The sequence below is a fragment of the Pseudomonas sp. JV449 genome (genome assembly GCF_032424295.1).
GTDB classification, from domain to species: Bacteria; Pseudomonadota; Gammaproteobacteria; order Pseudomonadales; family Pseudomonadaceae; genus Aquipseudomonas; species Aquipseudomonas marginalis.
This window is the reverse complement of the sequence record NZ_VYKD01000003.1, coordinates 503,790-520,397: the sequence shown is the minus strand read 5'-3', so window position 1 is coordinate 520,397 and position 16,608 is coordinate 503,790. Positions and strand designations below refer to the sequence as shown.

Below are 16,608 nucleotides of genomic sequence, written 5' to 3'. Positions count from 1 at the left end.
GAGCACCGCCTCGAAGAAGCGATTTTCCGCCCAATGAACAAGTACCTAGTGTCCGGCCTGTGCCTGCTCGCCCTGCATGACAGCGCCCAGGCCCTGACCCTGCCCGCCAGCCCGGTGACCGCAGCGGCCGTGGATGACCAACACGTCGACCTGAACACGCCGACCACCGCAGGCTCGCGCCTGAATCTCAGCGCGCTGCAAACCCCGGGCAGTGTCGAAAGCCAGACCGGTACGCAGATCCGCGAGCGTGGCGACGCCAGCGTGCAGGACGCCATTTCCCGTGCCACCGGCATCAGCCGCACCGGCACACCGGGCGATGGCGGCACCTCGCTGTCGGCCCGTGGTTTTACCGGCCAGGGCTCGGTGATGCAACTGTACGACGGCACCCGCATGTACATGGGCATGGGCACCTCGACCTTCCCGGTGGACACCTGGGCGGTGGAACGCGTAGACGTTTTGCGCGGCCCGGCCTCGGTGCTGTACGGCGAAGGCGCCACCGGTGCGGTGATCAATACCGTGCCGAAAAAACCCTTCGAAGGCGAGATCGAAAACCACCTCCGCCTCGGCTACGGCGCCTACGATCGCCAGCAACAAGCTCTGGACAGCGGCGGCTCGCTGACCGACACCCTGAGCTATCGCCTGAACCTCAACCGCCTGCGCAGCCACGGCTTTATCGACCATGGCGACTCCAGCAGCGACTTCGTCAGCGGCGCCCTGCGCTGGCAGGCGGCGGACAACCTGAGCTTCACCCTGGCCAGCGACTATGGCGACCAGCGCCCGCAGAACTACTTCGGCACGCCGCTGATCAATGGCCAGTTGCACAAGGGCCTGCGCCACAAGAACTACAACGTCAGCAACGACACCCAGCACTACAACGACCAGTGGACGCGCCTGACCAGCGAGTGGCAGATCAATGACAACGTCAGTGCCACCAATGAACTGTTCTACCTGAAGAACCAGCGCCGCTGGCAGAACGCCGAGAACTACAACGTCACCAACGGGCAACTGACCCGCAGCGGCAACTTCGGCATCAAGCACAACCAGGAACAGGTCGGCGATCGCCAGACCTTCACCTTCAAGCACAGCCTGTTCGGCCTCGACAGCCAGACCGTGACGGGCGTGGAATACAACCGCATCCGTTTCCGCCTGGCCAGCAACTCACCGTTCAACGACGTGCTGCCCGGCGGCCAGCCGGTGGATATCAACGATCCGGCGCCCGCTCGGTTCGACAGCCAGAACCCGTTCAAACCGCTGTTCGCCACCACCACCAAAACCGTTGCCGGTTTCGCCGAAAACCGCCTGCAACTCACCGACCAACTGGCGCTGGTCACCGGCATCCGCCGCGACTACGCCCACGTCGAGCGCGATGATTTACGTGACGCCAGCCAAAGCGACAAGACCCTCACCGGCAATAACTGGAAGGCTGGCCTGGTCTACGCAATCACCCCCGACACCTCGGTCTACAGCCAGTACGCCACCAGCACCGACGGGGTCGGCGGCCTGATTTCCCTGAACCCTGGCCAGCAGCAGTTCGACCTCTCCACCGCCAGGCAAACCGAGATCGGCCTCAAGCAGGCCTTCTGGGATCAACGCGGCGAATGGACAGTGGCGGCCTACCATATCGTCAAGAAGAAACTGCTCACCGACGTCCCTGGCAACCCGGACCTCAAGCAGCAAGTCGGCCAGCAATCCTCCAGCGGCCTGGAAGCCAGCCTCGACCTGCAACTGCCGCACGCCTGGGCGCTGCAAGCCAACGCAGCCATCGTGCGGGCGCAGTACGACGACTTCAAACAGGCTGTCGACGGCGTACAAGTGTCCCGCGACGGCAACCGCCCGGTGGACGTGCCACGCCGCACCGCCAACCTGTGGCTGAGCAAGGCCCTGAGCGACGACATCCGCGCCGGTGCCGGAGTGCGCTATGTCGATGCACGGTATGCCGACATGGCCAACCAGAACGAGCTGCCGAGCTACACCGTGGTCGATGCCACGCTGTCGTGGAAGGCGATGCGCAACACCACCCTGGGCCTGCAACTGAACAACCTGTTCGACCGCACCTACGCGGTCAGCCAGTACAACGACGGCCAGCAATGGATCCTCGGTGAACCGCGCTCGTTCTTCGTCACGGCGGACTACACCTTCTAACTGACCAAAACACCGTTAGATCCCTGCAGGCCTTGAGAGACTTGATGACTTCACTCACCCTCACCCGCATCAACTGGGCCCCGGCGAACCACAGCCAACACCCGTTCCAACTGCGTGACGCCGGCCTTCAAGTCGCTGCGGGGGAGTTCGTCGGGCTGATCGGCCCCAACGGCAGCGGCAAGACCAGCCTGTTGCGCTGCGCCTATCGGTTCACCCAGCCGGAACGCGGCGACGTATTGCTCGCCCATCGGAACCTGTGGAAGCAAGGCGCCAAGTGGTGTGCGCAACGTATCGCCGTGGTGTTGCAGGAGTTCCCGGATGCCTTTGGCCTGAGAGTCGATGAAGTGGTCGCCATGGGCCGCACGCCCCACAAGGGCCTGTTCGACAGCGACACCCTGGAGGATCGGCAGCTGGTGCAACAGGCGCTGGTATCGGTGGGCATGCAGGGCTTTGAAGCGCATGTCTTCGCCACCCTCTCGGGCGGTGAAAAACAGCGCGTCATCCTCGCCCGCGCCCTGGCCCAGCAACCGCAATTGCTGATCCTCGACGAGCCGACCAACCACCTCGATCCACGCTACCAGCTTGAGCTGTTGAGGCTGGTCAAGCGCCTGGGTATCGGCACCCTGGCCAGCATCCACGACCTCAACCTGGCCGCCGCTTTTTGTGATCGGCTCTACGTGATCGACCACGGGCGCATCGTCGCCAGCGGCACGCCTCACCAGGTGCTGACCACTGAACTGCTGCGCGATGTGTTCGGCGTCGAGGCGCTGATCGACACTCATCCCCTGGCCGACTATCCCCGCATCACCTGGATAACCCAACCATGATCCTGCGCGCCTTCGCCCTTGTGGCCCTGCTGTTCGGTGCTTCACCAGCCTTCGCTGAAGCCACCCATTACCCGGTCACCGTCAAAAGCTGCAACCGCGACGTGACCTTCCAGGAGGCGCCGAAGCATGCGGTGAGCCATGACATCAATATGACCCAGATGATGCTTGCCCTGGGCCTCAAACCGCGGATGGCCGGCTATAGCGGCATCACCGGCTGGAAGTCGGTCACCCCGGACATGGCCCGGACCCTCGATGGCCTGCCGGAGCTGGCGAGCAAGTACCCGTCGGTGGAAACCCTGCTCAATGCCAATGTGGATTTCTTCTTTGCCGGCTGGGACTACGGCATGCGCGTGGGCGGCGACCTGACGCCGAACACCCTGCAGCCGCTGGGGATCAACGTCTACGAGCTGACCGAGTCGTGCGCCTTCGTGATGAAGCGCCCGGCCGCGACCCTGGACGACACCTATAACGACCTGCGCAACCTGGGCAGGATCTTCGACGTGCAGGACCGCGCCAATGCCTTGATCGCACAGATGCAGGCACAGGTCGCCGAGGTGCAGACAGACCTGCCCGCCGACAAGCCGCGCGTGTTCCTCTACGACAGCGGTGAAGACCGCGCCATGACCTCCGGCCGCCTCGGTATGCCCCAGGCGCTGATCGACGCAGCCGGCGGGCGCAACATCCTCGATGACGTCGACGCCAGTTGGACCCGCGTCAACTGGGAGACCGTGGTCGAGCGCAATCCACAGGTGATCGTGATCGTCGACTACAGCGAAGTCACCGCCGATCAAAAACAGCAGTTCCTGCTCAACAACCCGGCGCTGCAAGGGGTGGACGCGATCAGGAACCAGCGCTTTATCGTGATCCCGTATGTACAAGCCACGCCGGGCATCGATAACGTGCTGGCGGTGGAAACCCTGGCCAAGGGGTTCCACGGCGAATGATCACCCGTCGTTACACCCTGCTGCTTGCCGCCCTGGGCGCATTGCTGCTGGTGTCCTGCGTGATATCCCTGGGCTTCGGCCCGGCGCGGGTACCAGCGGACGTGGTGTGGCGCATCCTGCTGTACAAGGTCTTCGGCATCGGCGAAGTGAGTTGGTCGGCCGGGCAGGTACCTATCGTCTGGCTGATCCGCGTGCCGCGCATGCTGCTGGGGGCGTTGGTGGGGGCCGGGCTGGCGTTGATCGGTGCGGTGTTGCAGGCGGTCACGCGTAATCCGCTGGCCGATCCGCACCTGCTGGGTGTCACTTCCGGCGCGACCCTGGGCGCGGTGATCGTGGTGCTGCATGTAGGTGAAATCATCGGCTTGCTGACCTTGCCCATCGCCGCCTTTATCGGCGCCCTGTCGAGCATGATCGTGGTGCTCGCGGTAGCCAGTCGCAATGGCCGGCTGGAGAGTGATCGCCTGTTGCTGTGCGGCGTGGCAGTGTCGTTCGTGATGATGGCGGCGGCCAATCTGCTGCTGTTCATGGGCGACCATCGCGCCGCCTCGGCGGTGATGTTCTGGATGCTCGGCGGCCTCGGCCTGGCACGCTGGGAACTGCTGGCGATTCCGGGCGCCAGCGTAGTGCTCGGGCTGCTGGTGCTGGTGGGCATGGCCCGCCCGTTGAACGCGCTGATGGCCGGCGAACAGACCGCCGTGACCCTTGGCCTGAACGCCCGCAATGTACGGCTGAAGGTGTTCCTGGTCGCCTCGTTGATGACCGGCGTGCTGGTGTCCATCAGCGGCTCCATCGGCTTTGTCGGGCTGATGGTGCCGCACATCGCCCGGCGCCTGGTGGGCGCCGAGCATCGTCGGTTGCTGCCAGTGTGTGCATTGCTGGGCAGCCTGTTCCTGGTCTGGGTCGATGTGGCGGCGCGCACCTTGATCGCCCCCGAAGACCTGCCGATTGGCGTGGCCACGGCGGCGATCGGCGGCCTGTTCTTCATCGGCCTGATGCGCAAGCGCTGACGCTTACAGCTCGTCGCGGTCGCGCAGGCTCAGCGGTTCGTCGACCTCGGGCACGGCGATTTCCAGGCCATTGGAGCGCTCCACTTGCTGTTCGGACAGTAGCCCCTCGTTCATCCAGAAGCCGTCCTTGTCCAGCACAAACAGCTTCCCGGTCCTGGCCACGCCCTTCAGGAACACGGTGGGATACACGTCGGGGCCGCCCACCAGGACCAGGCTTTCCTGCGCCGAATAACTGGGCAGGTACTTCAACAGCGCACCGGCCTGGCTCGACAGATAAAGACCCGGCGACGGCCGCGACAGCCCGCGCAACACCCTGATGAAATAACTCAGGAAGGTCGGCGCCACGAAATGACGCGTCAGGGCGATATCCTTCGGCGCCCGGCTGTCGGTGGCCGGCATGCTGTTGTAGAGCAGATGGACACCCGCAACCGCATATGGCTGCGGAAAATCCGGCAGGGGCGCTGGCGGCACCACCGGTTGTACAGGGCCCAGCGGCCCGCTGTAGAACAGGCGCAGAATCAGCGATTGGTCGGCCCCGGCCGCTACCGGCAAGGTAGCCAGGAACGACGTGCCCGCTGCGTTGGCGAGTATCGCCGAAAGATACTGTTTGCCCCGATATGGCGAAAGCTGGCGCCGGAGATAGCGCGCGGCATCATCCCCAGCGGAAAAAACCGGACCGCAGGCCGCACGCCAAGGCGGCACAAACACCTCATCGACACCGGGCTGCCAGAACGTATCGACACGATTGCGCGTGGTCCAGACCTCGCCTCGGACCAGCGTATCCAGGACCCCTTTGTCGAGCAGGCGATGGACGTAACTGAGCAGGGTCATCCGGCCCGCGCGCAACTGCTGCCGTGTTTCAAGCAGCGAGCCCCACGAATCCAGCTGCGCATCCGTGCCCAGGTATTGATACCTGAGCAGGGCACCGTCCGCGCATGACAGGTAAAACGTGAGTTGCTTGCCCCTGATGCCGTGAATCGAGAAGCGGATGCCGATGTCCATGTCCGTGGGCGAAAAAAATGCCTGGTGCAACGGATCCGTGGCCGGCGTGACGCTGTCGCTGCTGGCACACAGGTAGAAGCCTTCCAGCCCATAACCCTGGGGGAAAAGACCGTCGGGAAAGACTTGCGCAAAGTCACGATAGCTCTGGCGCACCAGCGGCATGCTGACCATGTAGTGCCCGTTTTTCTGCGATTTGAACACGTAGCCGAACTGCAGGTGTTCGCCATGCCGACGATGCTGATGGGCATACCGCACCGCGTCCTGCTCCTGGGTGAACAGCGGACTGAACGCCGGGTCTGCCAGTGCGTTCCGGATCGCCAATGGCGCGGGACGGTCGCTATTGACGATGAAGGCGCCAGTGATCCGGCGTGGCGTGCCCCACGTCGGGCTGCCCTCTACCACTCGCAAGATACCCGCATTGGCCAGGCGCGTGACAAATTCGCCAGGCGCCAGCACGGCATTGCGAATCTGACGCTCGAGCAGGTTTTCCAGGCGATCGAGTCGTGTCTCGTCGAGGGGCAAAAGCTGTTTTCTCAGCGCTTCTTCCAGCGCGGAGCGGCTGCGTGTGTAGCTCACCACACAGCCATCGGAACCCAGCAGGTACTCGCGGTTCAGGCGGGCGTCCTGGCCTGCGAGGGCCGATGAAATCACGCGGGTGGACAGCATGTTGCGATAGAGGCCGGCCTGCGCCAGTTCAAGTACGAAGGGCAACTCCCGCGCCGGGCTGGAACGGTAACGTGCAACCACCGTATGGGCCGCCGGGAAGCCACCGGTACTGACCACCTCATCCGGGAAAATCCACTTGGGGTCGAAGTCTTCCTGGGGCACCTTGAGCGGCTCGGTGGCGACAAACAGGCCATCGGGACGCTGCAGAATCAACCCGCCCAGCAGACCATTGCCCTGCAGCAGCGAACGGGCGTGCCGGGCCGCATCGTCCTGGGAATGAAAGGCCGGGCCCAGGCGACGGCGGATGAAGTTGGCGTAGGGTCGCCAGGCCACGCCACCCTGGCCCACCGCTCCCCGGCGGTCCCAGCACTGGCTGGTGTAGAGCACCCGCAGGTCCGCAGGCCGGGCGACCTGTGACACATAGCGCTGGACGTCCAGCGTCCCGTTGTGCAGGTTCATCCCGGCGATGATCACGCCCGTGCCGTCGGTGGCCTCCTTGAGCAGGGAGGATGCCGGAGGTTGGCAGCGCAACAAGGCGCCATCGTGTGTCGACACATACACCGGCAGTATCGCAGTGGCTGCCGGACGCGGCAGATGCCGGGCATCCTGTTCGGCGCGCAGCAGCACCTCGGGGGTGATGAAGAACCGCGCCAGCCAGGCCTCGGGGGTGGGCAATCCCGCCGGCACCCATTGCTGCGAAAACAGCAGGCCGGCCAGCTCGAACCCCTTGGCGAATTCGCCACCGGCCAGATAACCGACGCCCCTGGAGGAGTCACTCAACCAACGCCCGCCGGAGGTGATCGCCAGCAGTTCACTGACCACAAACTCATCACGCTGCGGATGCTTAAGGATGTACGCCGTACAGCGTTGTGCATCCAGGTTCCTGCCGTACCAGCGCACATGGGCATTGAGTGCCGCGGCATCGAGACTGTCGAAGATCGCGCCGAACGCCGGTGCCTGCAGATCGACTTCGGCGTAGTTGAAGTTGGGCGTCCAGTCGCTGTAGACCCTGCCACGCGGCCCCCACAGCGCGCTGCGCACCAGCACGCTCAGGGTGCCGGCATCGGCCAGCCGGGCGACGATGTCCACCGGTTTGAGCTGGCCGCTCTCCAGCCGTTCGAAATAGCCATGCTGGCCGGGCTCGCGCTGGGTATTGCTCAGTACCAGCAGCTCATTGGCAGAACCACTGGGGCGATAGCTGATCAGGTTATTCGGCGAACCGCTCAGATAGGCCGGCAGCCGCGATTCGATCACCGAACGGATCTCCACATCGGAGAACAGCGTGGCGTTGACTTCCAGGTCGGCCAGCGTCCAGCCAAGACGCCGTTGACGCTCCAGGTCAGCCACGGATAACGCGGTATGCGAACTGTAGCGCGCATAGAGCTGATGGCCCGCAGGCGGCACCAGATAAGCGCTGCCGTTGGCAGGGCGCAGCAGGTCGGAGGCAAAGCCGTCGCCGGAAATGGCCACCGGCTCAGTGAACACAAATCGCCCATCGTCCCGCTTGAGGACATACCCGGCATAGGCATTGCTGCGGCGAACGCCGATGCGTTCATGGGCATGCCGCGCAGCGTCGTCCGCGGTCAGGAACATCCCGCTCAAGGGCCGCTCGCCGGAGCCAAGCGGCAAGTGCTCGCTGTCATACAACGGCCCGAGGGTGTTCCACAGGCCACCTTGCTGGACCACCGACAACTCCCCCGCGCGCATCACGCGGCGCACGAAATCCCGCGGCGACAATGTGCCGTCGAGCAAGGCCGCTTCATTGCCGTTGTCGGTCACGGTTTGTCCGTCGACGACAAACAGCTCGTTGGCAGACGAGGCACTCGGCACCTGCCAGTGCAGCAAAGCGTTATCAGCGGTGCGCAGATACAGCTTGAGACCGAGCGCGGCGATCTGCATACCGGCGCTGGCGATCGACTGTCTCATGGCATCCACCAGCACCGCCGGCGTAGCGAAACGCTTATAGAGCCATGCGTCCATGGGTGGCAGCCTCTGCGGCGCCTGTGCTGATTGGGCGTGATAGAGACCCACCAGGCGATAATTCGGCACCAGCCTTGGCTCACCGCGGTCCCCCACGGGAAACAGACTGTCCAGGGTCGTCCCCAACGGCGCCGGCAGCGTAGCGATGTAATTCGAGGTGGTACGGTGTTTCAGCACCACGCCCACCGCCGCCTGCCCCAGCAAGTCGACGCTGCTCAGGGCGACCAGCACCGCACTGTGCCCCATCGACAGCAGCGGGGTAAAAAACGGCAGGTCCTGCACCGAGGTGGCAGGACTGCCCAGGGTCCAGCCGTGCAGCACACGCCCCCGCACCCCACCCCAGACCTTGCTGCCCACCACGACCCTCAAGTCCCCGGCCTGCGCCAGGTTCCACACCGCCCCCTCGAACCCGGTGAGAGGCTGCGCCGGCTCGATCCCCGTCAACTGCCGCAACAGGGATTGTTCGGCCTGGGAACCGCTGCTCGTGTACTTGAGCAATGTGCCGTCAGGACCGGACAGATAATGCACCGGGGTGAAATCACGGTGGGACAGGGCAAACACCTGATCGGCATTCGAGAAGAAGCTGCCGGTCAGCTCGACCTGGTCCGGGTTGAAGCCCGGGTTGTAGCGCTCCACCTCGCCAGGCTCGGCCGGGTAGGAACGGTAGAAGCCCTGGCATTCATAAGAGGGCGGAGCAATGAACTGGGCGCGATCATCCGTGGCCAGGAGGGTGAGGAAGTCGAACCGCGCGCCGGTGCTGACTTGCGGCTCGGTGGCAAAGAAATGCCCGCCAGGCTTTTTCAGGATGACCCCACCGAACTCACGCTCGCGTCGCGTCCCGATACGCCGGTGAGCCCAGAGCGCCGCATCATCCGCGGACACAAACGCCGGGCTCAAGGCCGGCAGAGTGGCCACGGCGGTCGCGCCGCTTGGCAGGGACGGCGCAGCGGCAAACGCTCGCCAGTGCCGGCCAATCACGCTAGGCGGCCCCCATAGCGCATTGCCCAGGACCACCCGCAGGCGACTGACCCCAGCCAACTTGCGCACGCCTTCGGCAGGCGTATAGGTACCGTCCGCCAGGTCTCTGGCAATCAGGCTGCCGCCCGGCGCCGGCGCGAACAATCGCGTGAATGCGGCCTGGTCCGCCCCTTCCGGCTCCAGCACAAGCAGGCAGTCTGCCGCGCCAGAGAGGTAGCCCGGCACGCGCAGTTGATGAATCCTGTGGGCCTCGACATCAGTAAAGCCCTGGAAGTAGACACTGGCATCGTCACGGGTCCACTTCGTCTTGAAGTCGGCATCGAGGTTCCCCCATGACAACGCCATGTGCGAGCCGAACCAGGCGTGCAGTTGATAACCACCGGGCAACGCCAACTGTTTGCTGTAAGCGTCCCACGGATAGAACCCCTGGAACCCATAAGGGTTGGTGCCCGCCTGCAGCAATTGCGTCAGTACAAAGTGCTGGTCGGGGTGCTTCAGAATCAGCGCCACATAGGCGCGGTCACGGCGCTCGCCCACCTGCGCATGGGCAAACTGTGCGGCCTTGTCGGCCGACGAAAACGCCTGGCCGAGGCTGGCCTGCTTGAACGGGAAGCGTGCATAGGGCGTCCAGTTGTTCTCGACCACGCCTTCCACGTCCCACAGCGGGCTGGTCTGTTCGACGCTCAACTCACCGGCTTCGGCCACCTGCTTCACAAACTGGCGCGGGGTCAGGGTTCCCGCCGCGAGGGCCAGGTGAAGGCCGGGCTCATCGGTGGTGAACAATCGCGTTTCCGCCGGTGAGCCGCTGAACCGGTAGCGCAGCAAGGCATTGTCCTTGGTGCGCAGGTACAGCGAGATGCCCAGCACGGAGGGCGCCGTATGCATGTAGCGGCGGGCCGTGGCGATGTAGGCCGCCAGCTCCCGAGGGCTGAAGAACTGCTGGTACAGCCACGGTTCCACCGTCGGAAACTGCGCCGGTACCGGCCGCGACAGATAGAAGAAGCCCTGCAGGTGAAAGCCTTCCGGCAAGGGTGGCCCGCCCGCCAGCAAAGGCAGGTGGTTGTCGGTGGGCAACTGCTCGGCACTGCTGAGTACGAAGGGTTGGGTGGCGGCGAATTCATCGCGCAGCTCATGCTTGAGCAGCAGGGCCATCTGGCTGACATTCGGCATGCGCCGCATGCGCGCCTGCACGGCGTTGAGCGCCTGGGTGGCCTCGGGATACACCGCCCCACAGGCGATGGTGGGCTGGCCGCTGTTCAGTGGCAGATAGGGCCGCCAGCGCTGATCGATGACACCGGGCACCCCGCCCCAGTCATCGCTGGCGACCAGCAACGACAAGCGGCCTACCGACGCCACTTTCTTGATAAAGCCTTCGAGCGTGCCATCGTGACCATCGGCGGGCACGGCCGTGCTGACGTCGTCGATCCAGTCGACAAACTTGCGTTCGGCCTCGGAAAAACCCGGCTGGTACTTGAGCAATACACCCTGGGGGCCCGACAAGTAGGCGGTGCCGAACGCACGCCCTTCGTAGTGGTTGAAGACCACATCGCGGGTGGAAAAAAAGCTGTTGAAGATACGCACCTGGCGATCCCGATAATCGGGATTGAGGGCCTTGAGCTGGGCAAACTGGTCAGGGTGAGAATGCACCCCGCCCACCAGTTTGTAGCCCGCAGGATCGAGGAACTCGTTCTGCGCCCCGCGCTCCAGCAACAGCGAAAAGTCGAACGTCGCCGCCTTGCCGGGAATCGGCTCGGTGGCAAACACTTTGCTATCGGCCAGGCGCTGGAGAATGACACTGCCGTACTCGCGATCGCGCTTGTCGCCAATGCGCTCGTGCACATAGCGTGCAGCATCGTCGGCACTGATAAACCCAGGGCTGAAGGTGTATCGAAGGCCCCTCGCTGCCGCGCGCTCCTCTCTGGATAAATGCTCTTGCATGACACTCCCTTGATCATGTTCGTCGTCGGTGCCCATGGGCACCGGGCTCGCACAACGCTTGCCATGCAGAAGCGTCCTCGCTTGAACCGCCAGCAGGGCGCTGCATAGTTATCGAGGCCCCCAGGCACTCTTTAGGCGCATCCCCTGCACCGCCAACGCCTGCACGCTCCGCATTGGTGCGCCAGCGCCAGGCGCCGGGCTCCAGCCCCCGCAAAACCGGGCGTTTGGCCATCGGGCACAGCCCTTGCTAGTACCCCTTCAGCGTTCACATCGGCCTATCAAAAAAAACTAAACGTTTACGGAGACCGCACCATGAAGCGTCGCAGCTTGATCAAGGCTTTCACCCTGTCCGCCTCCATTGTCGCCATGGGCCTGACCTGGACCGTGCAGGCCGCCGAGACCATTAAGGTCGGCATCCTGCACTCGCTCTCCGGGACCATGGCCATCTCCGAAACGTCCCTCAAAGACATGGCGCTGATGACCATCGACGAGATCAACGCCAAGGGCGGGGTGAACGGCAAGATGCTTGAGCCGGTGGTGGTGGACCCGGCGTCGAACTGGCCGCTGTTCGCGGAAAAGGGCCGGCAGCTGCTGACCCAGGACAAGGTCGCCGTGGTGTTTGGCTGCTGGACCTCGGTGTCGCGCAAGTCGGTATTGCCGGTGTTCGAAGAGCTCAACGGCCTGCTGTTCTACCCGGTGCAATACGAGGGTGAAGAGATGTCGCCGAACGTGTTCTACACCGGTGCGGCGCCGAACCAGCAGGCGATTCCGGCGGTGGAATACCTGATGAGCGAAGAAGGCGGCAGCGCCAAGCGTTTCTTCCTGCTCGGCACCGACTATGTGTACCCGCGCACCACCAACAAGATCCTGCGCTCGTTCCTGCATTCCAAAGGCGTGGCGGACAAGGACATCGAAGAGGTCTACACCCCGTTCGGCCATGCCGATTACCAGACCATCGTCGCCAACATCAAGAAGTTCTCCGCCGGTGGCAAGACGGCGGTGATTTCCACCGTGAACGGCGACTCCAACGTGCCGTTCTACAAGGAGCTGGCCAACCAGGGTTTGAAGGCGACCGACGTACCGGTGGTGGCCTTCTCCGTGGGTGAAGAAGAACTGCGCGGCATCGACACCAAGCCGCTGGTGGGCAACCTCGCGGCCTGGAACTACTTCCAGTCAGTGGAGAACCCGGTGAACAAGAAGTTTGTCGCCGACTGGAAAGCCTACGCGAAGAAACACAACCTGCCGGGCGCGGACAAAGCGGTGACCAACGACCCGATGGAAGCCACCTACGTGGGCATCCACATGTGGGCGCAGGCAGCCGAGAAAGCCAAGTCCACCGACGTCGACAAAGTGCGCGAAGCCCTGGCTGGCCAGACCTTTGCCGCGCCGTCGGGCTTTACCCTGACCATGGACAAGACCAACCACCACTTGCACAAGCCGGTGATGATCGGCGAGATCCAGTCTGACGGGCAGTTCTCGGTGGTATGGCAGACCCAGGAGCCGATCCGGGCGCAGCCGTGGAGCCCGTACATTCCTGGCAATGACAAAAAGCCGGACTACGCGGTGAAGAGCAACTAAAGCCCGACCACAGGTCAACTGTGGGAGGGGGCTTGCCCCCGATAGCGGTGTGTCAGGCAATGCACTTGTCACTGACCCACTGCTATCGGGGGCAAGCCCCCTCCCACACTGTTCGCGCATGACTAGGACATTTGTTTATGCCCGCTGCCCTCAATCGCTATTTCCTGGCATGGCTGCTGTTACTGCCTTTGGCGGTACATGCCGGCGACGCCGAAGACTTCCTGGCCGCCAACCCGACGCAACAAGCCAAGCTCCTCCAGGACTGGGCCGCCCAGCCCGACCCGGCGCGCATCGAGTTGGTGGACGCCCTGCAACAAGGTCAGCTCACGCTCAACGGCGAGACCAAGACCGTGCGCCTGAACAACCGCCTGCGCGGCTTGATCGACAACGTGCAGGCCAGCCAGCAACTGCTCGCCGCCGACCCCAAGGTGCGCCTGGCCGCGGCACGCACCCTGCAAAAAAGCGCGCAACCTGCGCAACTCAAGTTTCTTGACCAGCAGGTCGCCGCCGAGACCAATGAGGACGTGCACACCGCCCTCAGCCTGGCCCTGGCCAACCTGCAACTGGTCGACACCGACCCGGCCGTGCGCCTCGCCGCCGTGCGTTTGCTCGGCAGTACCGGCGACCCGCTGGCCCGCACGCGCCTCGAAGCGCTGCTGGCGCCCGGGGTGGAAACCGACGCCGCCGTGCACACCGCCGCCGAGACCAGCCTGGCACAGGTCAAACGAAAACTGATGATGGGTGAGATCCTCGGCCAGGCCTTCAGCGGCATGTCCCTGGGCTCGATCCTGCTGCTGGCGGCCCTGGGCCTGGCGATCACCTTCGGCCTGCTCGGTGTGATCAACATGGCCCACGGCGAGATGCTGATGCTCGGCGCCTACTCCACCTATGTGGTGCAGCTGCTGATGCAGCGCTACGTGCCGGCGGCCATCGAGTTCTACCCGCTGATCGCGCTGCCGGTGGCGTTCTTCGTCACCGCCGCCATCGGCATGGCCCTGGAACGTACGGTGATTCGTCACCTGTACGGGCGCCCGCTGGAAACCCTGCTCGCCACCTGGGGCATCAGCCTGATGCTGATCCAACTGGTGCGCCTGGTGTTTGGTGCGCAGAACGTCGAGGTGGCCAACCCGCAGTGGCTGTCGGGTGGCATTCAAGTGCTGCCCAACCTGGTGCTGCCGTACAACCGCATCGTGATCATCGCCTTCGCACTGTTTGTGGTGGTGCTGACGTGGCTGCTGCTGAACAAGACCCGCCTGGGCCTCAACGTGCGCGCCGTCACCCAGAACCGCAACATGGCCGCCTGCTGCGGCGTGCCCACCGGGCGTGTGGACATGCTCGCCTTTGGCCTGGGCTCCGGCATCGCCGGGCTTGGCGGGGTGGCGCTGAGCCAGATCGGCAACGTCGGTCCGGACCTGGGCCAGAGCTATATCATCGACTCGTTCCTGGTGGTGGTGCTCGGCGGTGTCGGCCAGTTGGCCGGTAGCGTCATGGCGGCGTTTGGCTTGGGTATCGCCAACAAGATCCTGGAACCACAGATCGGTGCCGTGCTCGGCAAGATCCTGATCCTCGCGCTGATCATTCTGTTTATCCAGAAACGCCCGCAGGGACTCTTCGCACTGAAAGGACGGGTGATCGACTGATGAACCAGCCATTGATGCTTACGGCCACGCAAAAGGCCGGCCCCCAGGTGACGATTGCAGTCGGCGCGGTGGTGCTGTTGCTGCTGCTGGCCCTGCCGTTGTGTTCGCTGCTGTCGCCGGAAAACCCGCTGCATGTATCGGCCTACACCCTGACACTGGTGGGCAAGATCCTCTGCTACGCCATTGTCGCCCTGGCCCTGGACCTGGTGTGGGGCTACGCGGGGATGTTGTCCCTGGGTCACGGCCTGTTCTTTGCCCTCGGCGGCTATGCCATGGGCATGTACCTGATGCGCCAGGCTTCCGGCGATGAGCTGCCGGCGTTCATGACGTTTTTGTCGTGGACCGAATTGCCCTGGTATTGGGTCGGCACCGAGCACTTCCTCTGGGCCCTGTGCCTGGTGGTGTTGGCGCCGGGCGTGCTGGCGCTGGTGTTCGGTTTTTTCGCCTTTCGCTCGCGGATCAAGGGCGTGTATTTCTCGATCATGACCCAGGCGCTGACCTTTGCCGGGATGCTGTTGTTCTTTCGCAACGAGACCGGGTTCGGCGGCAATAACGGCTTCACCAACTTCCGCAGCATCCTCGGTTTCGGCATCACCGAACCGGGCACGCGGGCGGTGCTGTTCGTGGCCACGGTGGTGCTGCTGGTGGCGAGCCTGTACATCGGCTGGCGCCTGGCCCGGAGCAAGTTCGGCCGGGTGCTGACCGCCCTGCGCGATGCCGAGAACCGCCTGATGTTCTGCGGCTACGACCCGCGCGGCTTCAAGCTGTTCGTGTGGGTGCTGAGCGCGGTGCTGTGCGGCCTGGCAGGCGCCTTGTACGTGCCGCAGGTGGGCATCATCAACCCGAGTGAAATGTCGCCGACCAACTCCATCGAAGCCGCCGTGTGGGTGGCCCTGGGCGGGCGTGGCACGCTGATCGGGCCGTTGCTTGGCGCCGGCGTGGTCAACGGCATGAAGAGCTGGTTCACCGTGGCCTTCCCGGAGTACTGGCTGTTCTTCCTCGGGGCGCTGTTCATCATCGTCACCCTGTACCTGCCCAAGGGCGTTATCGGGCTGTTGAAGAAATGAGGAACGTCATGCTCGAACCTATTTTCGATGCGGGCAGCGGCCGCGATGCCATCGGCATCGGCCAGGCCGCAGGCACCGGCCTGAACACCCGCCACGGCACCATCCTGACCCTGGAAGATATCAGCGTCAGCTTCGATGGGTTCAAGGCGCTCAACGACTTGAACCTGTACATCGGCGTCGGTGAATTGCGCTGCATCATCGGCCCCAACGGCGCGGGCAAGACCACCCTGATGGACGTGATCACCGGCAAGACCCGGCCCAGCCACGGCAAGGCCTGGTTTGGCGAAACCCTCGACTTGACCAGCATGAGCGAAGTGCAGATCGCCCAGGCCGGCATCGGCCGCAAGTTCCAGAAACCCACGGTGTTCGAAGCCCTGAGCGTGTTCGAAAACCTGGAGCTGGCGCAGAAGACCGACAAGTCGGTGTGGGCCAGCCTGCGTGCGCGCCTGAGCGGCGAGCAAAAGGATGGAATCGACGAAGTGCTCGACACCATCCGCCTCACCGCCTCCGTGCATCGGCCCGCCGGGCTGCTCTCCCACGGGCAAAAACAGTTCCTGGAAATCGGCATGCTGCTGATGCAAGACCCGCAACTGTTGCTGCTGGACGAACCGGTGGCGGGCATGACCGACGCCGAGACCGAATTCACCGCCGAACTGTTCAAGCGCCTGGCGGGCAAGCATTCGTTGATGGTGGTGGAACACGACATGGGGTTTGTCGGCTCGATTGCCGACCACGTGACCGTGTTGCACCAGGGCAGCGTGCTGGCCGAAGGGTCGCTGGAACAGGTGCAGGAAAATGAGCGGGTGATCGAGGTGTACCTCGGTCGCTAAGGAGAACTG

The 16,608-nt window shown here is 64.0% G+C and carries 9 protein-coding genes; 8 read left to right on the top strand and 1 reads right to left on the bottom strand.

Annotated features, from left to right (window positions below):
- Positions 1-33 precede the first annotated feature (33 nt).
- Genes F6S08_RS03710 through F6S08_RS03695 form a run of 4 tightly spaced genes read left to right on the top strand, consistent with a single transcriptional unit; the run spans position 34 to position 4,920 of the window.
- Positions 34-2,142: a TonB-dependent receptor gene (locus F6S08_RS03710; protein ID WP_315871291.1), complete on the top strand. Its 2,109-nt coding sequence runs from the start codon at positions 34-36 to the stop codon at positions 2,140-2,142.
- A 44-nt stretch (positions 2,143-2,186) separates the two neighbouring features.
- Positions 2,187-2,969 (top strand): ABC transporter ATP-binding protein, encoded by a 783-nt coding sequence (locus tag F6S08_RS03705; protein ID WP_315871290.1) that lies wholly within the window; start codon positions 2,187-2,189, stop codon positions 2,967-2,969.
- Positions 2,966-3,913: an ABC transporter substrate-binding protein gene (locus F6S08_RS03700; protein ID WP_074848626.1), complete on the top strand. Its 948-nt coding sequence runs from the start codon at positions 2,966-2,968 to the stop codon at positions 3,911-3,913. The genes F6S08_RS03705 and F6S08_RS03700 overlap by 4 nt, the downstream gene beginning before the upstream one ends.
- Complete coding sequence (locus F6S08_RS03695; RefSeq protein ID WP_065940912.1) at positions 3,910-4,920, top strand: FecCD family ABC transporter permease; 1,011 nt, start codon at positions 3,910-3,912, stop codon at positions 4,918-4,920. Before F6S08_RS03700 ends, F6S08_RS03695 begins: the two co-directional genes overlap by 4 nt.
- A gap of 3 nt (positions 4,921-4,923) precedes the next feature.
- On the opposite strand, the gene F6S08_RS03690 is transcribed toward F6S08_RS03695, so the two are convergent.
- Positions 4,924-11,484, bottom strand: coding sequence for a DUF4329 domain-containing protein (locus tag F6S08_RS03690; RefSeq protein WP_315871289.1), 6,561 nt, complete (start codon positions 11,482-11,484; stop codon positions 4,924-4,926).
- Positions 11,485-11,796: 312 nt separating this feature from the next.
- Here F6S08_RS03690 and urtA point away from each other — a divergent pair, with 312 nt between their 5' ends.
- From urtA to urtD, 4 genes are all read left to right on the top strand, one after another.
- Positions 11,797-13,062, top strand: a complete 1,266-nt coding sequence (gene urtA / locus F6S08_RS03685; protein WP_027607732.1) for an urea ABC transporter substrate-binding protein — start codon at positions 11,797-11,799, stop codon at positions 13,060-13,062.
- A 137-nt stretch (positions 13,063-13,199) separates the two neighbouring features.
- On the top strand, positions 13,200-14,702 hold the full coding sequence (gene urtB, locus F6S08_RS03680; protein WP_065947151.1) for an urea ABC transporter permease subunit UrtB: 1,503 nt from the start codon (positions 13,200-13,202) through the stop codon (positions 14,700-14,702).
- On the top strand, positions 14,702-15,769 hold the full coding sequence (urtC, locus tag F6S08_RS03675) for an urea ABC transporter permease subunit UrtC (protein WP_065925587.1): 1,068 nt from the start codon (positions 14,702-14,704) through the stop codon (positions 15,767-15,769). Before urtB ends, urtC begins: the two co-directional genes overlap by 1 nt.
- Positions 15,766-16,599: an urea ABC transporter ATP-binding protein UrtD gene (gene urtD / locus F6S08_RS03670; protein WP_174562753.1), complete on the top strand. Its 834-nt coding sequence runs from the start codon at positions 15,766-15,768 to the stop codon at positions 16,597-16,599. The genes urtC and urtD overlap by 4 nt, the downstream gene beginning before the upstream one ends.
- The last annotated feature ends 9 nt before the right edge of the window (positions 16,600-16,608 follow it).